Below are 19,356 nucleotides of genomic sequence, written 5' to 3' on the forward strand. Positions count from 1 at the left end.
CTCCTCTAATCGTCAGATTTTCTGCCCTCCCATTTATTAAATGATAAGACCAATATTGTTGTAAAAAGAAAAGTATAAATGAAAATAAAACTGCCGCCGTTTATGGCATCCCTGGCTTGTAAAAAAGCCCCATTGGATAACTTGGCGGTTAGCAGCATTTCGGCAAACCGTGACGAAATTCCCCAGGGAAGATAGGGCCATATGACGTCACCAAGACCGGTTAAGAGTAAAGCCCCAAGCAAGGTGCCGACTATGCCAAGGCCGATGCTGAAGCCTTTACCAAAGCGAAAGCTTACCAGATAGTGTAATAAATACAGCGGCATCACACTTAGCCATAAAAGAACTGCTGTTTCGCCGTAAAACAAGATATTCTGCCGGATATAACCCATTTTTATAAAGACTGTGCCAAAGCCCACTAAAGCCAAGAAAGCAGAAAACAAGCCCAATAAAATCAGTATCAAAAGCTTACTTATATGTGGCAGCGACTTTGCGGTGGCACAAGATAAAATCGTTTGAAAACCGCCGGCGCCTTGCTCCAGCTCCGAAAAAAGCGCTGTAATAATGCCAATCAATACTGGAAAAACAACCGCTAATGCCTGCAGATAGGCTGACAGTTTAGCTGTTTCATCCCATGGTGAAATAGAATAGTAGCCGATAAATAAGCCAATCCCTATCAACGGAATGATTACATGAATCAGCCAGATAGGGGTATGTAAAATCTTATAACAATCTGATTTTAGATTTGTATAGACGTTCACTTATTTGACCTCCCGTCTATTAAACCATATTGTCGTAATAAATGAAATGATAAAATATAAGGCGATGGTGATGAGCATGCCCGGCAAAACAACCCGCCCGTCCCCCAGGGGGTGGCCGGCCTCAAGGGGTAAGCCATTGGGCATGACGTTTATGATCGGACACATCAGTCTAGCAGGAATGGCAAAAGGAACCATCCAAAGTTTTGTTGGCGAAAAAAAGATCCCAAAGCCTATGTTGCCAATTAAACTAAGCATAATCGTAAAAAAAGTGCCCATCTTCTCGCTGATAAATAAAAAAAAGGGGATTTGCCAGGCCAGGCTTACAAATAACACCAGATTCCCGATCAGCGCCTTGCTAAAGGGAACCGTAATGCCCAAAAGTGCGCCCAATAGGATCAGATCAATACAAAAAATCAGATTAAGCAGCAGCAGCTGAAGGGTATTCATAAAAAGCTGCGCCAACCATAAATCTTTTTTATTGATATAAACAGCAAAAAGGCCGTGCCGGTTATGTCTTTTTTCGGCTGCGACAGTAAAGGCGACCATCATCGCCAGGGTGCCCGGCAGCAGCAGTGTATACCACCAGTTGAAAGCGGCTTCAAAAAAATAACGCCCCCCCATCAGAATAAGCGCCAGGACAAGGGGAACAAGCGGACTGATCCAGACGAGTTTTAACGAAAACCGGTGTTTTTGTTTTAACCATTCGGATTTCAGACAATTAATCATTGGCAGTCACCGACTTTCTGACCACATCCATAAACAGATCCTCCAGGTTTTCATGGGCATGAACCGCCTCTTGATACCAGAGTTTGCCATTGGCAATGATGCCAATATCATCAGCGATTTGTTCCACCTCCGATAAGAGATGGCTTGACAGGATCACCGTTATGCCTTTTGGGGGAAATGATAAAATCAGTTTTCTTAAATCCTGTACCCCAATCGGATCAAGGCCATTGGTGGGCTCATCTAAAATTAAAAGCGTCGGATTATTTAAGAGCGCCAGCGCAATTCCCAGCCGTTGTTTCATCCCCATTGAAAATTGTCCGGCTTTTTTCTTGCCGGTATTTGTCAGTCCGACAAGTTTAAGCACCTCGTCAATCCTGCTGTTTGGCAAATTGTATAAGAGGGCCCTGGCCTTCAGGTTTTCAAAAGCGGTTAAATTCTCATAAACCGGTGGTTCTTCAATCAAGGCACCGATCTTCAGCAGATCTTTTCGTTCCCACTTCCTGCCGTCAAAAAAAATCTCCCCTGATGATGGCTGTATCATGCCGGTTATTATTTTGAGTAAGGTCGATTTCCCCGCGCCATTCGGACCGAGCAGACCGTAAATACTGTTTTTTCTGACCGTGATTGAAATCCTGTCGTTCGCTTTCTGATGCCGGTAGTTTTTGCACAAATCCTTTGTAATCAATAGTTTTTCCATAAATAGCCTCTTTTCCTTTGATATAACTAGGCTAAGCGACAGTTATAAAGAAAGTATAAAGACTGAACTATTATTGACAATTCCAATCTTATGACCATCCCATGTACGAAGATGGACAGCAGTTAGTTGACATGTTTATTTGAAAAGAGAGCTATAAAACTGAGGTTGCGCCCATCAACAAAACCTAAATAACACATATTTTTGATACTGCTATGCTCACTTGTCAAGTTGATCAGCGGTAACTTCATCCAGCTCACCAGCAAAAAATTTATCCAGAACCGCTTTAAAGATCAGATTACCATCAACCAGATAAAACAGAGTCATTGACGATTTGAGCTTCACATCATCGGGCCGGCCAAATACCTCCCTGGCATCACAAGACTCAAGCTTTAACAATTCTCCGGAAATCTCCAGCAAACGCGAACCCAGCAGTGGATGGGCCAGATAGGCCTCAGCTTCGGTCCGATTGACGATGCCGTAATACCGTGCGGTTTCACTCCGGCCCAATCCTTTAAGCTGGGGAAAAACATACCACATCCAATGGCTACGCTTGTGGCCATTTTTTATTTCCTCTAGTGCCTGCCCATAGCTTTCTTCCTGGGCTTTGATAAAGCGTTCAACAGTGTCCATCAGTCTTCCACTCCTTCTTTTAATTTGCCAACTTTTAAGCTGATTTTATCATAACATATCCTAACGTATTTACCATTGGCTTCTCAAATAAAAGTGACCTGATCCTTGCGTATTGCGATGCAAAGATCAGGCCCTTTTTCTTGCTAACCGAGGAATTCTTTAATTTAATATCATATTGCGGCTCCCGCCGCCCTTATTCGGCTTTCTTGCTGAATAAGGCACTAACATCCTTAATCGTGCCATCTTCGCCATAGCTGTAAAGGGCGGTGGTATCCTTTTTACCGGTGGTAATCACAGCAAAGGTGCGGGCGGCCTCGGGAGAATCGGTATTATGATCAACCCAGGTGCCGGTGTTCAGGTAATATTGCCCATCGCCCAGCTCCTGATAAATCGGCACATGGGTATGGCCAAACAGCACCACCTCGACATTTTCGTTCGAATTTTCCAGATACTGGGTTTTCGCCTGACCGAAGTAATATTCCCAGTCGAGTGCACCGGCAACCGCTTCACTGAAGTTATTGGGAACCTTGATCTTATTAAGACTCTGTCGCTGCGCCCAGGTGCGCTGAATATTCTTAAACAGTACCGGGGCCGAAATCGTTCCGTCCGCCTGCTGGGCTGCTATCTAGGCTCCTTGTTCTTTATTCACTGCGATGATTTTACCATAAAACAGCTCATACAAATATCTGTTTTTTACTTATTGTCATTTGACAATAAATAAAAACGCCTGCCTCCGGCTACCTTTGTCATCCCTAACTTAATAAAGACCCTGCGCCTTCACGTCACAGGGTTTTTCCCGACTATTTTTCTTTTTTTATACCATCTTTTAATTTTTATTCTTGCCGGGGACTTAAAGCATCTCAGCTTTTAAAACATCATGGTCTTTTAGTATTTTTTCAATCACGGTTCCTTTTGTAAAATGAATAATTGGTTTTTTTATCAGATTCAGCGGGCCCGGCAGTTCAATTTCCAATGGTGATTTTCCATCCATCAGTTTAACACTGCTGTCAAGCAGCTCTCTGATATCATAGACACTCCCCCAAACTTCCGGCACACCTCGATCAACACCAAGCAGCCCATAGACCGATTCCATTGCGGTTCTTACTGAATACTCGGTTGTAAAGACGGTATCTCTGGGGGTTTCGGCAAACTGCCCCAGAAAAGCAAAATTAACGCAGCCATCCGGAATGACATCGGGTCGGTCCCCTTTGGTTCGTGGCATGAAAAAGGCGGTAATATAAGGCATCATGGTTGGTACACAGATGGCACTGTTTTCAGCCAGTTCATCAATTTGATTGACTGGCACACCCAAATGATACAACCATTCTTTAGTAATTTCTTTGCCGGTACAATCTTTCATTGGTTTTTTTATGTAATCTCCCGATACATCTGAGAATAAGCCATAGACCCATACACACACTTTGTCTTTATCCTGTTCCTTGAACTGTCCTTGTCGGTTAATGGTCCAGCTGAGCAGCCATGACGAATCCACACAGCTGACAATCCCACCGGTGACGACTTTACCGCTTTTGGGATCTCTTTTACAGATATTTGTGAGATATGGCATTATTTTATCGTCTAAGGTTGTGATCGTTGCTGATTCCCAATTTGTTTTCTTAATATCAGAGCAGAACTTTTCCGGATGTCCAAATGCCGGATCCTGCTGGGCGATGTTTTTCCACAAGCTCCAGCTGCCACTGGTTCTCACTTCGGCATCCCCGTTTGGCGCATGATTCTGATCGCCGTAAATTGTTCCTTCGGTGCAGCTTCCATTTGTCACAAAAACCAGATCATTTTCTGTCAGCACCAGCCCTTTCTCAACTCCGTTTACGTTATATTCAATTGCTTTGGCGACCTTTTTATTATCAGCGATCTCAAAGATGACATTGGTTACTTCGGTATTAAATTCAAATTTTACACCGGCTGCTTCCAGATACTTCTGCATCGGTAGAATTAATGATTCATACTGGTTATATTTGGTAAATTTCAAGGCGCTAAAATCCGGCAATCCGGCAATGTGGTGAATAAATCGTTGAAAATACAGTTTCATCTCCAGCGCACTGTGCCAGTTCTCAAAGGCAAACATCGTTCGCCAGTAAAGCCAGAACGTGGAATCGAACACCTCTTCATCAAATACATCCTCAATGGTTTTGTCATATAAATCTTCATCCTTTGTCATGAAGAGTTTCATGATTTCCATGCAGCCCTTCTGACTTAAATTAAATTTCCCATCTGTCTGGGCATCAACGCCCTGATTTCTGGTGGCACGGCACAACGAATAATTGGGATCTTCTTTGTTTAACCAATAAAATTCATCCAAAACTGAGGCACCCGGGATTTCAAGCGACGGAATACTGCGAAACAAGTCCCACAGACACTCGAAATGGTTTTCCATTTCCCGGCCGCCCCGCATCACATATCCTCTGGTCGGATCTTCAATTCCATCACAGGCCCCACCGGCGACATCCATCGCCTCCAGAATATGAATGTGCGAGCCCGGCATTTGTCCATCCCGAACCAGAAAACAAGCCGTTGCCAGTGCCGCTAAGCCACTACCGACAATGTAGGCGTTTTTGTCATCGACCCCTTCTGGTTTTCTGGGGGTTGCAAAAGCTTCGTAATTACCATTGGTATAATAGATCCCCTTACTATTTTTTTGATGTTTCCCACGTTCGGTGTTCCGGTAATTGGAATCCTGGGGTATTTGCTTTTTCTCATTATTTTTTTTCAGCTTGTTTTTTACCACCATTGCGGTGGCCCCGGCGCCAGCCACTGCCACTGTTGCCAATCCGACTTTCACTTTTTTATTTGCCATTAAATGATCCTGCCTTTCATCACGCTTCAACGCTAATAGGTTTTTTCTTTATGGTAAGGCTTTTTTAATGACTTATCAATTTACAAAACAGGCAGAATGATAAAAAATTGATCACTCTGCCTGTTTTGATAAAAAGATACTTATTCATGATGTTTGGCTGCGAAATTTTGAATTGAATTGGCAATATTACCGCTGAGGGTTGTGCTCATTTTGTCAACAATGGCATTCGGATCCTCACTCATGCCTTTTTTAATCCAATCCAGCATCATTCCCACAAAACCGTATTTGTAGAACTCGGCGATAAAATTCATCTCTGCCTCGGTAATTGACCGATCCCGGACCTGTTCTTTAACCACCCCTTCCAGGAGTCCATAAGTCAACTGATATAAATAATTTTCTATTTGCTCTCTACTCACCGAGCGATAAACATTCAAGATAAAGGGTTTGTTCTCTAAAACCGCTTCAAACAGCTGCAGCAGACCTTCCTGCCAGGTTTGATATGTTTTTTTCCCCTGCAAAGCTCTTTTTCCATCTTCTTCACAGCTCCATTCCACTAAATCGTAGATGTCTTTAAAATGGTAGTAGAATGTCATTCTGCTAATTCCGCAATCCGTTGCCAGATCACTAATTGTAATCTTGTCAAATGGTTTTATGAGTAATAGTTTTTTTAAAGACACTTCCAAATCTGCTTTTGTAGAATTTGACATAATCGGTCCCTTCTGTTCTGTAATTTTTTAAACTCTTCTTTGTTCATGTATCGTTCTTAGCAGGTCCCCCACCGCTTCCGCCGAAAGCGGCGGATAAAAATAATAGCCCTGAATGACCCGACAACCTGCCGCCAGCAGGAATTCAAGCTGTTCTCCGGTCTCGACCCCTTCGGCCACCAGCTCCAGATCAAAAATAACGGCCAGGGCAATAATCGCCCGGATAATACCGATACTGCTGACGTCTTTGGGCAGCCCATCAATAAACCGCTTGTCGATTTTAATCTCGTCCACCGGCAGATTTTTCAGCCGATCCAAAGATGAGTACTCAGTCCCGAAATCATCAATTGAAATGGCTACGCCCAGTTGTTTTAGGTCCTGAACGGTCTGGTCAATATGGGTGAAATCATATACGTTGATACTTTCCGTTATTTCAACTACCAGCGTTTTGGGTTTCAGATCAAATTCCTGAATTACCGCAGCAATCCGCGGGACAATCCCCGCCGCCATAAACTGAACCATCGAAAAATTCACCGATATCCGCATCGGACCCAGTCCCATCATTTCCCAGGCCTTGTTCTGGCGACAGGCTTCCCGCAGTACCCAGTCTCCCAGTTCATTGATCAGGCCGTTTTTTTCGGCAATCGGGATGAAAATTCCTGGGGATACCATCCCTAATTGGGGATGGTACCAACGAGCCAGCGCCTCAAGACCAACAATTTCACCTGTGCGGCCATCCACCTGCGGTTGATAGTGGAGACTCAACTGCCCCTGTTCGATGGCCTGGTAAAGATCATTAGACAGAGCCATTTCGCGATTTTGAGCGGCTTTCAGTTCCGATGAACAGAATACCGCCTTGTTTTTTCCGTTTTCTTTGGCATGATACATCGCCAGATCAGCGTGTTTCATCAATTCTTCAGCCCGTTCCCCATCCTCCGGCGCCAGGGCGATGCCAATACTTAAGGTTAAAAATAGTTTCCGGCTATTTAGTCGGATTGGCTCCAGAAACTCCTGCTGAATTTTGTCTATGGTCGACGTAAGGCCCCTTCGTTGGTGAACCATGACAGCAAATTCATCGCCACCGAAGCGCGCTGAAAAATCCGCTTTGTCAAGGACATTGGTAATGCGCTGACCAATCACCATCAGGATCCGATCACCGACATCATGACCAAAGGTATCATTGATGGTTTTAAAGCCATCCACATCGATGAATATCACCGCAATGTCAAGATTGGCTGACACCGCCTGATTGAGACGATCAGTAAAATAGGCACGATTCATCAACCCGGTGATGCCATCGTAATTCGCCTGGTAAGTGATTGCTTTTTCAACCATCAGTTTTCTGTCAATCTCAATGATGCTGTGATGGAGAATGGTCATAAATTCCTGATAGTCATTTTTCCAGACCGCTTCCCGGTCAAATCGGGCGAACCACAAAAAGCCCCGAAAACCCTCTTGGGCGTCGCCCAGGGGTTGAATCATCTGAGCGGTGATCCCCCATTGTGTGGGCAAGGCAGCGGTACCAGCTGACTCCGACGACGGCAAATTTTTGATCACTCGAAACTGCTCGGGCATCAAGGCAAACAATTCTGATACTGGCATCAATTCAAAATACCGGTAGACTCGCGGCTTTAACAGCGCTTCCCGCTGTGGCTCTAAAAACCATTGATAGCCTTCATGGGGGCCATCTTCATGCACGATCAACAACAGCACATGCTGGGCTGCAAACTGGTCGCCACAAAGGCCTAGCATGGTTTCCATTTTCTTTTCGACGTTCTGTTCGCTGACTTTCAGAAACAGGGCGTTAATCTCCGACAGCAGTTTTTGTTGTCCGGTTTTTTCCTGATTTTCCTGGATCACCCGATTGAAGGTCCGATTGATATAGAAAGCAAAAAACAACACCACTGCCAGGACGATCAACCGAATCAGGTGATCGACCCAGTTAAAATTAACAACCACTGTCGTCGCCCGGACAGCCACCACCACCAGACTTATTAACGTCGCTACTCCGACTGAGGCTAGGAGGCGTTTCTGCCCAAATAGAACCGTGATCAGAATCAGGGCCACCGGCAGCATCCAACCCGTCAACGGATCAGCTGTAGAATAGCTAAGATTAGTCACCAAAATGGCGCTCCCCATCACCCCTCCCGACAACCAGTCCCGGACATTGCTTGTCAGTTTCAGGTATTGAAAACTCAAAAGCAGCACGCCGCATAGAAATAAGAAACCGCCAAACACAAAAATCTCTTCGAGGGATTTTCGGCCCGTAAAATAGGTCATCACAAAGCTGACAAATCCGCTGAAGAAAAAACCCAAGGCCAGATACTGGTAAAGCCGCATCCTGGTGGCAACACTGATGTTTCCCTGGGCATCGCTAAGACCCTCGTTCTGAATAGGTTTCATGAACCCATAGCGTTTGAGGCAGTAAAAACTCAAGCCGATTGGAATGGTCATTAGAATTGGCGCCAATTGCAGGACTTTTACCTCGAGCAAATTATTGAGCACTATCTCAGTCAGTGAACCCAGCAACAATACCCCCACAAAGGCAGGGATCAGGATTTGCGCTGATTTGCGATCTTCCTGACGGACGGCCTGACGGCCCCAACGATAGACAATCACAATGGCTAATAGCGAGTAGCTTAAATAGTAGGCGGTGTATAGATAATCCCAGAAGGTACTGCCGGCAATATTGATCCAGCCCATCGGAGTCTGAACGAGATCAAAGGTAGACTCGGCCAAATCTGTCAAAACCCCGTAGACCAGAACCGAATAAATAGCCGGCAGATACAACAGCAACAGACTGAATTTTCGCTTCAGCCAGTGGCCGTTATTGGTCATTAAAATAAAGAGGTGCAGTATCAATGCAAAATAAGGCCCCCAGCCAAAGGCTCCCAGGCGGCGCCAGAACAGACAGGTACTCAAATCCGGAGCGGCGATCGACAAGCCCATGGTAAAAGACCAGAGCGCCAGACTCAGGCAACTGATGAAGAAAATCTGCAACAGCCGGGAGCGGTGATCATTACCCAGGACCAAAAGTCCCGTAAAAAAACAAAATGCGGTTGTCGGAAAATAAATAAATGAAATTGTTAATGCCTGATCCATAAGCCCTCCCTGATTAAACTAACCTTTCTTCTCCTGTTGTAACCATGCCCGTCATCGCCACTGTAGATTGAATTTGGCCAGGTTAATGCCTAATTATAAACATCGGCTAAAAATGATGTTTCTTGACAGTAAATTTTTGGCGACTTCAGAAACGTTTGCCATTTTTAGCAAAATCAGAAATCTTAAACTCATCGAAAAGGCCTGCCGTAGAAATATATCCTTCGCCAGGCCCTTGCTTTCATTATATTAGCTTCTCAATTAAAATATTACGTCCCGCAATAGGTCTTATAAGGACTACTTGACGGTTCCGGTGGGGTCATAAATTCCTGATTAAGCGCATTGTAATCATATGGTGCTTGCAGCACTGCCACTAACTGCTGCAGGGGCTTAAGATCATCCTGATCGGTCGCCGCCTGCAAGACTTTTTCAACCTGATGATTTCTGGGGATGACCACCGGATTCGCCTGTTTCATGAGCTGCTTGCTGTCGTGATCGGTTTGCTCCTGTCTTTCCCGACGGGCTTGCCACCTGGCCAGCCAATCTTTAAAATCATCACTTTCGTATAATTCAGACGACTGGGTTCGGTCGAGAGTTAAATCAACAAAGGTATTAGTATAATCGGCCTGATACTCCTTCATTAACCCCAATAAGTCGGCGATCAACCGCTCGTCTTCTGGTTCTTCATTGGCAATCCCCAGTTTTAAGCGCATTCCCTGGAGCCAGTCCGCCTGATATAGTGAAGGAAAGTTTCGCAGTGAGGCTTCAACTAATTGAAGGCCCTGTTGCTGATTATCATCGACTAAGGGAATCAGGGTTTCGGCCAGACGGGCCAGATTCCATAAGCCAATATTGGGTTGATTCCGATAGGCATACCGTCCCTGCAGATCAATGGAACTGAACACCGTGGTCGGATCATAGTGATCCATAAAGGCACAGGGCCCATAGTCGATAGTCTCGCCACTGATGGTCACATTATCGGTGTTCATGACCCCGTGGATAAAGCCGACCAGCTGCCATTTGGCAATCAGCGCCGCCTGTCCTTTGATGACTTCATCCAACAAACCCAAATAGGCATTTTGTTCTGCCTGAAGCCAAGGAAAATGGCGGTTAATGGCATAATCGGCCAAAGCCTTAACATCCGCAGTGGTCCCCCACTGCGCGGCATATTCAAAGGTGCCGACCCGCAGATGACTGGCCGCCACCCGGGTTAAAACAGCCCCTTTGAGCGGGTTTTCGCGATACACCGGATCGCCCGTTGTCACAACCGCCAAACTGCGGGAAGTAGGAATGCCCAGATAATGCATCGCTTCACTGATCAGATATTCCCGCAGCATCGGGCCCAGCGCCGCTTTGCCATCGCCATTGCGGGAATAAGGCGTTCTGCCGGAACCCTTGAGTTGGATATCAAAGCGCTCACCGGCTGGGGTGATCTGTTCGCCAATTAGCATGGCCCGGCCATCACCAAGCATCGTAAAATAACCAAATTGATGACCGGCATAAGCCTGGGCGATTGGTTTGGCATTGGCCGGTAAAGCCTGACCGGCTAAGATATCGATCCCGGCTTGACTCCTCAGCGCCTCAGCATCCAAACCAAGATTTTCTGCTAAGTGTTGATTCAAAATTACCAGTTTCGGCGCGCTGACCGACCCTAATTTAAGCGGAGTATAGAATAACTCCGGCAATTTTGCATAACTATTTTCCAAATTCCAACCGATATCTTTTTTTTTCATCATTATCACCACTTCTTTCGTTTCACTCAAAGCCCACGCGACCTGAAACAACTTGTCATCTGTGATGGCATAACCAACTAAGCGACACAAAGTCATTCCCAAATCGAAACGCCAATTTTCTTTACATTTCCCTCTCCAGCCCTTATACTCAACATATGTCCATTTTACAGGCATTTAAACAATGTTTTCCGGATGTAATCGCACATTATGATCGAGAGGTAAAAAACATGTTTCGAATTTGGGGAAAACTGATGAAACAAAACAAATTTCTGGAAGAGAAAGTTGTCGAATTTGATGACAATTCTTTGAATATAAATGATAAAATACAAACCGCTTTAGAGCTCATCTGCTATGACTTTGATTTGGAAAAACCGATGTGGTTTGACAAAAATACAATAGAACTTAATCAGATTTCCAAGACAACTTTTCGTGAAGACCAGTTTATCGAATCCATTTGGTTTGATTATTTAGAGCTTGAAATTATTGACGATGGTAGAAAGAATAAAAAATTCTGATAACTAAAGGAGAAGAAGGTAATGGCTATGAATAAAAAAAATGGCAGAAAATTATCCTGGGAACTGTCAGCTTTACTGTTAATTGGCATACTTTCCAAAACCAATGACGATGACCACTTGACAGGCACGATAAAGATCCCCCGGATGGAATCCCTCCGGGGCTTGAATAAATCGTTCAATGCCGGCAAAGCCACAAACATCGGCGCCTAAATCCAAAACTTTTTTTCTGATCGATTCTTTCACATTAACCTCCTGAATTCACCATCTTACAACTGTTTATCTTTGCTTAATTATAAATTTCACTGCACCGAATGGATCAGCGCATAAAAATACTCCGAGTCTTGCGTTTTATAAAGCTGATACCAGGCGGCTAATGTTTCTGGTGAAAAAACATCCAGCGCCTTCAACACTGCCACCGTAAATTCCAAAGGTGCTACCCCGGTCGCTGTAATCAGGTTGCCATCGGTAACAACCGGGTCATTTTTGTAATAGTCTTCACCTTGATAATTTGGACAGATCATTTTTAGATATCCCAGATCATTGCTTGTATGATTGCTTGAATCTAGAAGTCCATTTTGAGCCAGTGCCATTGTCGCACCGCAGATGGCTGCTACAATAATATTCTTCTCGATACATTTGTTAACTAAACTTATTATTGGTTGATGAAATGTTTCCATCCACGTTTCGCCGCCAGGTAAGATCAACGCATCCGTTGCTTTGATCTTGCATTCTTTCAAATCAATATCAGGTCGTATTTTCAACCCGCCCATTGTCGTAATATCGTTCTTTTCAATGCCTAAAGTGACTACTTTAACTGGTGATCGATCCTTCCTGAAATACCTTCCTGAGTTTAACTCTGCGGTCAAAAAACCGATCTCCCAATCTGCCATTGTATCAAATACATAAACGAATACGGTTCTGTTCATAATAAATTCCTCCTTTTTATGTGCTATGTTTATCATACAATTAGGATTATATAACGACTTCCCTGACAACTACTGTCAGGGAAGTCGTTATATTTGATAATATTCCATTAATTCAACGGCGATGGTATATAGTTTTTCTTTGCAACTCGTTGGTTCAATTACTTGAATGGACTTCCCATAGGTCAGCAGAAAGTGAGCTACATGGTTGTGAATCACATTGTTATCGATTAAGAATACTGCCTGGTTTAAAGTTCTCTCCTTCAAATGATGAGACATGAACCAATGATTGCATAAGTCATCTAACGCCTCTGCTCGACCTCCTATGACTAATGGAATGATGGTGGTATTATTATTCATCTCCGGTATCAGGCTTCTTAGAAAAAATGCTTTTGCTGAAAAATCCTTGGGACGAACAAATACGCTTTCGGTGTGTGTCATTTTTGTGATCCGTTCTACTCTGAAATTTCTAATTTCACCCCTTAAATGACAAAATCCAACAACATACCATTTGCTACACCAATATAATATCCCATAGGGATCAATTACTCTTGAACGATGCTGCTCTTCACTTTTTGTCCGGTACTCAATTTCAATCGCTTGTTGATTAGCAATTGATACCGTTAATTCCTCTAGTAGAGCTTTAAGGCTTGGGTCAATATGTTGCTTGGCAACTTCAAAACCTACGATATGGCGATTAAGAATACGCGCCTGTTCCTCAGTTGAAAATAACCTTAGTTTTTCAATCGCACTACTTAGAGCATCACTAAACGGATAGCCTGAGTCCTTTGCATGGGTAGTTGCATAAAGAAGGGCTTTTTTTTCTTCGATATCAAAAACCAACGGTGCTTGATGAAAATCATTTATCAAAGAATACCCGCCATTATGACCGGAATCTGAAATAATAGGTACGCCACTTGTGTTGAGAGCATCAATATAACGGTAAACGGTTCGTATATTAAGTTCCAATTTTTCAGCAATCTGCTTAGCAGTTATCTTTTTACTTGAACTCAGCATCCATAAAATCGCTAACATATTATCATTTTTGGACAAGGTGATTTTCACTTCCCTTCGTGCATATTGAATCAGTAACCACAGGACTTGGCATGACAAACGAAACGCTGCCGAGTCATATTCTAACTTATCGTTCACTTACTCATGGCAAACTGATATGCTTCTTTAATCCAGTTCACGAGTTCCAGATCAATTTCATTTTTATCCTGGATTATTACATGATGCGTCCATCTGTTTGGATATGGTTCCGCAACTTCCACAATTCGCGGTGATTCAAGGCGATAGGATAGTCCGAATGATACAATGATATAAATATCCGGACGATTTTTCATCGTGCGGATCGGTAACCATACAAACGCAAATTGGTGCTTGTTGGAAAAAGAAATCTGTGATTTATGAATCTTTATCCGAACATCAGGGTATTCGGCCAGTACTTTTTCTGCAAACATTTTATACAATGGCAATGCCTGAGGCATCTTAGCAAAAAATAAACCCGTTTCGATATCCATCTTTACCTCCGAATGACAAGGGGGCGTTTCGTATGTCATACTCGTCACTTCACTGCCGACTTTTTTTCAAGTATATCACAGCTTGATGGGCATGACAAAAAAACATCCCGGTGGCATATGCGAAATTCATTACTGATTAGAACTGTTACTTTTTTCTGTTTGCTCACAAAGACATATTGACATAATCGACACGCGTGTTTATAATATTAATCGACACGTGTGTCGATTACGGAATGGAGAAATGGTGTATGACTGCAAAAAAAGAACGCACGCGAGATATGATTTTGGAGGCGACATACGGTCTCTTTGCAAAGAATGGCTTTAATAAAGTTACCATGAAGGATGTTTGTGAAGCAACAGCTTTAAGTAGAGGTGGCTTGTATAGTCATTTTCCGGGAACAAAGGAAATCTTTGAAGCGATCCTTGAAAAGCTAAATCAGAAGGAGGAAATGAATTTTACGAAGGAAATGATGGCAGGCCTTCCAGCAACAGAAATTCTAAGCAGAGCCCTCAACTTAATGGAGGATGAAATGAAGCGTTCAGAAGATTCTTTAAGCCTTGCCATGTATGAATATGCCGGAACCATCGATCAAGACTTAATGAATCATTTCAATACGATTGGCGAAAAAAAATGGACTGACTTAATCGAATATGGGATTAAGCGCGGTGAATTCAAGCAAGTAGATGTTTATGAGATTGTCAATGTGATTTTGTATGTATATCAGGGCGTTCGCATGTGGAGCCGTATTGTTACAATGCCACCGGATACATTCAGGTCAATTACCTCCCATATAGAAAAACAGCTAATAAAGGAGCATTAAGATTATGGAATTTATTACCGAGAGATTGATCTTACGACCTTGGCAGGAGAGCGATGCCGAGCGTCTTTTTGAATACGCAAAGGATCCTGAAGTGGGACCGATTGCCGGTTGGCCGGTCCATACCAGTGTCGAAAACAGTCTTGATATTATCCGAAATGTTTTATCTGTTGATGAAACCTATGCCGTTTGCTTAAAGGATGATAACAAGGTAATTGGCAGTATCGGACTTATTCCACCGATGCAGTCGCATACAAAAGCTGCCGCAGACGAAATTGAAATCGGATATTGGCTAGGCATGCCGTTTTGGGGAAATGGGTATATTCCTGAAGCTGTCAAAAGACTTCAGCAACATGCTTTTGAAGATCTTGGGTGTAATGCCATGTGGTGCGGCTATTATGATGGAAATGAAAAATCAAAACGCTGTCAGGAAAAGTGTGGGTTTATCTATCATCATACTGAAGAAAACAAGCCCTGTGCACTCATGGGAGATGTTAGAAAAGAGCATTTCACCCGGCTTACAAAAGAAGCTTGGGCGATAAACGAACAAAAGAAACCGGTGGTTCTATTTGTCCACGGAAAGGGTGGATCCGCAACTGAAGCAGACCATTATCGTAAATTGTTTCCTGAACATGAGGTTGTCGGATTTGATTATCAGGCGGAAACTCCCTGGGATTGTATCAATGAATTTCAGGCACAAGCAGATGCATTGTTGTTAGAGTCTGAAAGCATCATACTTGTTGCCCATAGCATCGGGGCATTCTTTGTGATGCATGCTTTATCAGAGAAGCAGATTCATAGAGCTTATTTCATATCGCCGATTGTTGATATGGAGAAATTGATTTCTGATATGATGTTGTGGGCCAATGTTACAGATCAGGATCTTCAGGAGAAAAAGATTATTGAGACTTCCTTTGGGGAAATGCTATCTTGGGACTACCTTTCTTGGGTGCGGGCGCATCCGATTAAGTGGAATGTACCGACAGAAATTTTGTACGGCGGGCAGGATAATCTGACATCGCGAGATACGATTGATGCATTTGCTAAAAATCATGGCGCTAATCTGACAATTATGGAGGACGGCGAGCATTGGTTCCATACCGAGGAACAGATGACATTTGTGGATGCCTGGATAAAAAACCGCAGTTAAATCAGATGATCAGGGGAGAACCTCCCCTTGTGACGACAAGGGGGACGTTTCGTTTGTCATAAAGCAATCTCACTGGATAATCGAATGGCTGTGAATAAAAAATTCTTCCTGACTGGGCTGATACTTTTTCTCCATACTTTCCAAACCCGCGTCAAAGCGCTCCGCTTCTTGTTCATCAATCTCGAATACAGGGCTTTGATGGTAAACCCATTTTCTTCCATCCAAGGCTCCTGGTTTGAGCTCTTTTACCATCATTGCCGTCGGATAGGTCCCGTTTTCAAGACAGATATTATATCTCTTGCAACTCTTAAAGCCGCGGCTTACGTAATTATTCGGATTCCCAAATATTACAATCACATCATAACCAAGTGCGGCAGCCTGTTCAAAGGAATACTCGATTAGTTTTTTTCCATATCCCTTTCGCTGATACTCTGGCAAAATGCAAACGGGCCCGAACGTCAGGATATCTTTTTCTGCCCCGGACTCATCAATCAGTTTTGCTTTCGTATACATGATATTCCCGATGATCTGATTATCAACTTCAATCACCAGATCCAACTCTGGCAAAAAATCTTTGTGGGATCGCATCACGTGAACCAAATAGTGTTCATTACACCCCGGAATATATAAATTCCAAAAAGATTTCCTGGTGAGTTCTTCTACTCGCTGATAATCGCTTTCTTCTTCATTCCTAATCTTAATTACTTTGTCCATTTATATCACCATTCCTTTCATTCTTCTTTAACGGATTCTCCACGTCTCTTTGTCATGTTCTGCCTATTTAGCAATTCCAGTTGATTTTCGCCGGGTTCGGTTCATTCACCGCTTGAGCCACCGGATTTCCCGCTACATCACGGGCAGCGACTTTTTATTATAGGCGATTGATTATCGTCGCAACAAATTTCTCAACACCTTGATCAATCGTATTGATCAAGAGCGCCTGATCTTCAAAATCAGGTGTGCATGTCAATATCCATTCTGCGATAGCATCCTGATTATTTTTATCATGAAATACATTTATTTCATCTGAAAAACTATCAAGTATCGATTCATGTGCCCTGGCAATATCGCGGTTCCGCGCCGAAAGCCATACCTCAAAGGACCCTTTTTCATGTAAATACACAATCGCAATTTTTAAACCCTGATCTTTTAATGGCTTTGTACTCAAAGAGAAATAAGACATATCCAGATATCCCTGATAGATGCTGCTGACATCGTAGTGGGGGTATTTCTTAATAAAAGCGGCTCTTAATTTACCCATAAACGTCAATATCCCTTTGTATGCAATTTGGATTTCACCTTGCTGCAACTGCTGCGTATACCCCGCTACTAGTTTATTAAGCGTTTTCATTCTTTTGCCTCCAACAAATTTTATTTAGCTGTTTTGTCATTATCCAGTCGTGCCAAAAAGCAATAATGCCATACACATTAAACTAATCGCCACTCGTTTCATTGTTTTCTCCCTGTTTATTAATAAGAGATTACCCGCGCATTTCTAGAGCCTAGATTTAATCACCTGTTCCACTTTTTTACGCTTTATCCTCTTTAACAGTTCCAGTTGATTTTTGCCGGGTTCGTTTCATGCTCCACTACCATGCTGCGCAAAGCGGCTTCGATACGACCGCACTCTGCGGCGGCACATTGTTCAATTTCATCCCAGCTTGCCGCTGTCCCGAGCTGATCATAGGCGACGGCCAAGGCGCCATAAAAAGCCAAACCGATACAATGCCGGGCGGAATGAATGGTCGATGCCGATTGACCGATGGCTCTCGCCGCCGCTTGCGCCACCGGATTTCCCTCTGCGTCACGGGCAGCGCCATGGCAGGCAAGGATTTCCTTTTTTGCCTGGGGCAGTTTAATTGTCCCTGACAACCATTCCCGAGCTGCCTTCAAAGCCTGCTGTGGTCGCAGATCATCCGGGTAGTCCCGCTCCCATAATGGCTGCATCACCGCTTCACTATAAGCAATCGCCCAGTTTGCAAGGGTTTCTTTACTCTGGGTTTCAATTAACGACATCAGCGATTGAATATACGGAGCCTTCCAGTCACTGAGCATCTTTCTCGTTTTCGGCATGTTTATTCCCCTCTTTTTAAACAGACAGTTCTCCCATATTCTGGTGTTCACTGTTCTAGTTCCGCACATCAGTAAGATGTTCATCACTCCATCGGATGTTAAAATAACTCTCCAGACAGCCATCCTGGTTTTTTCCTCAAAAAAACTATCACTTCGGGTCATGTCAGCCTATTTTATTACTGCACGCGATCTTGGAGCAGCAAATTATAATGCTTTATCATCGGCACATTCACCTTGAATTCTTCCGAAATCGCCAGTAGATTATCGACAAATAGCTCCTTTTCGTTCTTCTTTAACGGGTTCTCAAAATCTCTTTGAAAAGATGTTTTTGCCTCAAATGGAAATGATTTTGCTTTATCCAACGAACGTATGATTTCCATTTCTTCAAATTCGACCCCTTTCTGTGAAGCTAATTCGACAATTTCGGTCATGATCGCTTTCACATGACTCTTTAACTGATTATTCTCATAAACTTCCCCTAATGTCTTCCCCGTTGCTGAAGTCACAATTCCATAAGCCGCAATAAACAAATATTTTGTCCAAATCTCCAAATCAGGATTTGGCAAATAATCACAGTTAATACTCAATTCTTTAAGGATCGCCGCTGTTTGAACAGCCGCCTTTGCACCCTTGATTCGATCATCTCCAAAAATAATCCGCCCATTCCCACCCTTTTGTTTAATGACCCCAGGTTCCGCTACATGGGTTCCAACATAGACGCAGGCCGGCAAAACAGCCCCCTTATCGGTATCGATCCTTATTCTTTCGGGAATATTAATGCCATTCAGTAACGGTAGAATAATCGTTTCCGCTGTCATGACACGATTCACATCCTGAACCGCTGCCGCCAGATCATATGACTTCACACACATTAAAACCAAATCGGGTTGCGGGATTTCAAGAATATTTTGGGTCGCCATATCCGGATGTACTACGACGGTTTCATTTTCACCAATTAATTTCAATCCGCTTTTTTGAATTTTATCCAAGTGATTGCCCCGGGCAATCAAACTGATATGGTAATGATTATTGCTGTTATTTTGGATCATTTTTGCTCCAAAATATCCACCAACCCCGCCAACTCCATAAATACAAATATTTTTCATTAATTTTCTCCCTCTCCCTCGTTTGTTTTAATCCCGACTTTGACAGTTAACAAAAGCAAAAGCAGCTAAAACCACTTTTAAATAGG

At 43.4% G+C, this 19,356-nt stretch carries 21 protein-coding genes; 4 read left to right on the plus strand and 17 right to left on the minus strand.

Annotated elements, in window-relative coordinates; genetic code table 11:
* Window positions 1–5: 5 nt before the first annotated feature.
* From ABGU93_RS02680 to ABGU93_RS02700, 5 genes are all read right to left on the minus strand, one after another.
* A complete protein-coding gene (locus ABGU93_RS02680) occupies window positions 6–758 on the minus strand; it encodes a lantibiotic immunity ABC transporter MutG family permease subunit (protein ID WP_347411966.1) in 753 nt (250 codons plus the stop codon).
* Window positions 759–1,484, minus strand: coding sequence for a lantibiotic immunity ABC transporter MutE/EpiE family permease subunit (locus ABGU93_RS02685; RefSeq protein ID WP_347411967.1), 726 nt, complete (start codon window positions 1,482–1,484; stop codon window positions 759–761). It abuts the gene before it with no gap.
* Window positions 1,477–2,181, minus strand: coding sequence for a lantibiotic protection ABC transporter ATP-binding protein (locus ABGU93_RS02690; protein WP_347411968.1), 705 nt, complete (start codon window positions 2,179–2,181; stop codon window positions 1,477–1,479). Before ABGU93_RS02690 ends, ABGU93_RS02685 begins: the two co-directional genes overlap by 8 nt.
* Before the next feature lie 216 nt (window positions 2,182–2,397).
* A complete protein-coding gene (locus ABGU93_RS02695; protein WP_347411969.1) occupies window positions 2,398–2,811 on the minus strand; it encodes a DUF1810 domain-containing protein in 414 nt (137 codons plus the stop codon).
* A gap of 193 nt (window positions 2,812–3,004) precedes the next feature.
* A complete protein-coding gene (locus tag ABGU93_RS02700) occupies window positions 3,005–3,208 on the minus strand; it encodes a hypothetical protein (RefSeq protein ID WP_347411970.1) in 204 nt (67 codons plus the stop codon).
* Here ABGU93_RS02700 and ABGU93_RS02705 point away from each other — a divergent pair, their 5' ends adjacent.
* On the plus strand, window positions 3,209–3,532 hold the full coding sequence (locus tag ABGU93_RS02705) for a hypothetical protein (protein WP_347411971.1): 324 nt from the start codon (window positions 3,209–3,211) through the stop codon (window positions 3,530–3,532).
* Between the two features lie 129 nt (window positions 3,533–3,661).
* On the opposite strand, the gene ABGU93_RS02710 is transcribed toward ABGU93_RS02705, so the two are convergent.
* From ABGU93_RS02710 to ABGU93_RS02725, 4 genes are all read right to left on the minus strand, one after another.
* On the minus strand, window positions 3,662–5,626 hold the full coding sequence (locus ABGU93_RS02710) for an oleate hydratase (protein ID WP_347411972.1): 1,965 nt from the start codon (window positions 5,624–5,626) through the stop codon (window positions 3,662–3,664).
* A gap of 140 nt (window positions 5,627–5,766) precedes the next feature.
* Window positions 5,767–6,333 (minus strand): TetR/AcrR family transcriptional regulator C-terminal domain-containing protein, encoded by a 567-nt coding sequence (locus tag ABGU93_RS02715; RefSeq protein ID WP_347411973.1) that lies wholly within the window; start codon window positions 6,331–6,333, stop codon window positions 5,767–5,769.
* Between the two features lie 27 nt (window positions 6,334–6,360).
* A complete protein-coding gene (locus tag ABGU93_RS02720) occupies window positions 6,361–9,432 on the minus strand; it encodes an EAL domain-containing protein (RefSeq protein ID WP_347411974.1) in 3,072 nt (1,023 codons plus the stop codon).
* Window positions 9,433–9,698: 266 nt separating this feature from the next.
* Window positions 9,699–11,162 (minus strand): protein adenylyltransferase SelO, encoded by a 1,464-nt coding sequence (locus ABGU93_RS02725; RefSeq protein WP_347411975.1) that lies wholly within the window; start codon window positions 11,160–11,162, stop codon window positions 9,699–9,701.
* A gap of 251 nt (window positions 11,163–11,413) precedes the next feature.
* Here ABGU93_RS02725 and ABGU93_RS02730 point away from each other — a divergent pair, with 251 nt between their 5' ends.
* Window positions 11,414–11,677, plus strand: coding sequence for a hypothetical protein (locus ABGU93_RS02730; RefSeq protein ID WP_347411976.1), 264 nt, complete (start codon window positions 11,414–11,416; stop codon window positions 11,675–11,677).
* 78 nt (window positions 11,678–11,755) lie between these two features.
* On the opposite strand, the gene ABGU93_RS02735 is transcribed toward ABGU93_RS02730, so the two are convergent.
* The 4 genes from ABGU93_RS02735 to ABGU93_RS02750 form a co-directional block, all read right to left on the minus strand.
* Complete coding sequence (locus ABGU93_RS02735) at window positions 11,756–11,920, minus strand: hypothetical protein (RefSeq protein WP_347411977.1); 165 nt, start codon at window positions 11,918–11,920, stop codon at window positions 11,756–11,758.
* A 56-nt stretch (window positions 11,921–11,976) separates the two neighbouring features.
* Window positions 11,977–12,603, minus strand: a complete 627-nt coding sequence (locus tag ABGU93_RS02740) for a type 1 glutamine amidotransferase family protein (protein ID WP_347411978.1) — start codon at window positions 12,601–12,603, stop codon at window positions 11,977–11,979.
* An 87-nt stretch (window positions 12,604–12,690) separates the two neighbouring features.
* The gene (locus ABGU93_RS02745; protein WP_347411988.1) at window positions 12,691–13,653 is read right to left on the minus strand and encodes a WYL domain-containing protein; all 963 of its coding nucleotides are present in this window, start codon (window positions 13,651–13,653) and stop codon (window positions 12,691–12,693) included.
* 95 nt (window positions 13,654–13,748) lie between these two features.
* The gene (locus tag ABGU93_RS02750; protein ID WP_347411979.1) at window positions 13,749–14,123 is read right to left on the minus strand and encodes a DUF5655 domain-containing protein; all 375 of its coding nucleotides are present in this window, start codon (window positions 14,121–14,123) and stop codon (window positions 13,749–13,751) included.
* 248 nt (window positions 14,124–14,371) lie between these two features.
* Here ABGU93_RS02750 and ABGU93_RS02755 point away from each other — a divergent pair, with 248 nt between their 5' ends.
* On the plus strand, window positions 14,372–14,944 hold the full coding sequence (locus tag ABGU93_RS02755; RefSeq protein ID WP_347411980.1) for a TetR/AcrR family transcriptional regulator: 573 nt from the start codon (window positions 14,372–14,374) through the stop codon (window positions 14,942–14,944).
* Window positions 14,945–14,948: 4 nt separating this feature from the next.
* Window positions 14,949–16,091 carry a GNAT family N-acetyltransferase gene (locus ABGU93_RS02760; protein WP_347411981.1) on the plus strand — a complete coding sequence of 381 codons (1,143 nt, stop codon included), beginning with the start codon at window positions 14,949–14,951 and terminating at the stop codon, window positions 16,089–16,091.
* Between the two features lie 69 nt (window positions 16,092–16,160).
* Here the strand turns inward: ABGU93_RS02760 and ABGU93_RS02765 are convergent, their stop codons facing one another.
* From ABGU93_RS02765 to ABGU93_RS02780, 4 genes are all read right to left on the minus strand, one after another.
* Complete coding sequence (locus ABGU93_RS02765) at window positions 16,161–16,805, minus strand: N-acetyltransferase (protein WP_347411982.1); 645 nt, start codon at window positions 16,803–16,805, stop codon at window positions 16,161–16,163.
* A 157-nt stretch (window positions 16,806–16,962) separates the two neighbouring features.
* Window positions 16,963–17,442 carry a hypothetical protein gene (locus ABGU93_RS02770; protein ID WP_347411983.1) on the minus strand — a complete coding sequence of 160 codons (480 nt, stop codon included), beginning with the start codon at window positions 17,440–17,442 and terminating at the stop codon, window positions 16,963–16,965.
* Window positions 17,443–17,636: 194 nt separating this feature from the next.
* Window positions 17,637–18,164 (minus strand): putative immunity protein, encoded by a 528-nt coding sequence (locus tag ABGU93_RS02775; protein ID WP_347411984.1) that lies wholly within the window; start codon window positions 18,162–18,164, stop codon window positions 17,637–17,639.
* A gap of 176 nt (window positions 18,165–18,340) precedes the next feature.
* On the minus strand, window positions 18,341–19,270 hold the full coding sequence (locus ABGU93_RS02780) for a 2-dehydropantoate 2-reductase (protein ID WP_347411985.1): 930 nt from the start codon (window positions 19,268–19,270) through the stop codon (window positions 18,341–18,343).
* Window positions 19,271–19,356 lie beyond the last annotated feature (86 nt).

Source organism: Acetobacterium sp., from assembly GCF_039830195.1.
Lineage (GTDB): Bacteria > Bacillota > Clostridia > Eubacteriales > Eubacteriaceae > Acetobacterium.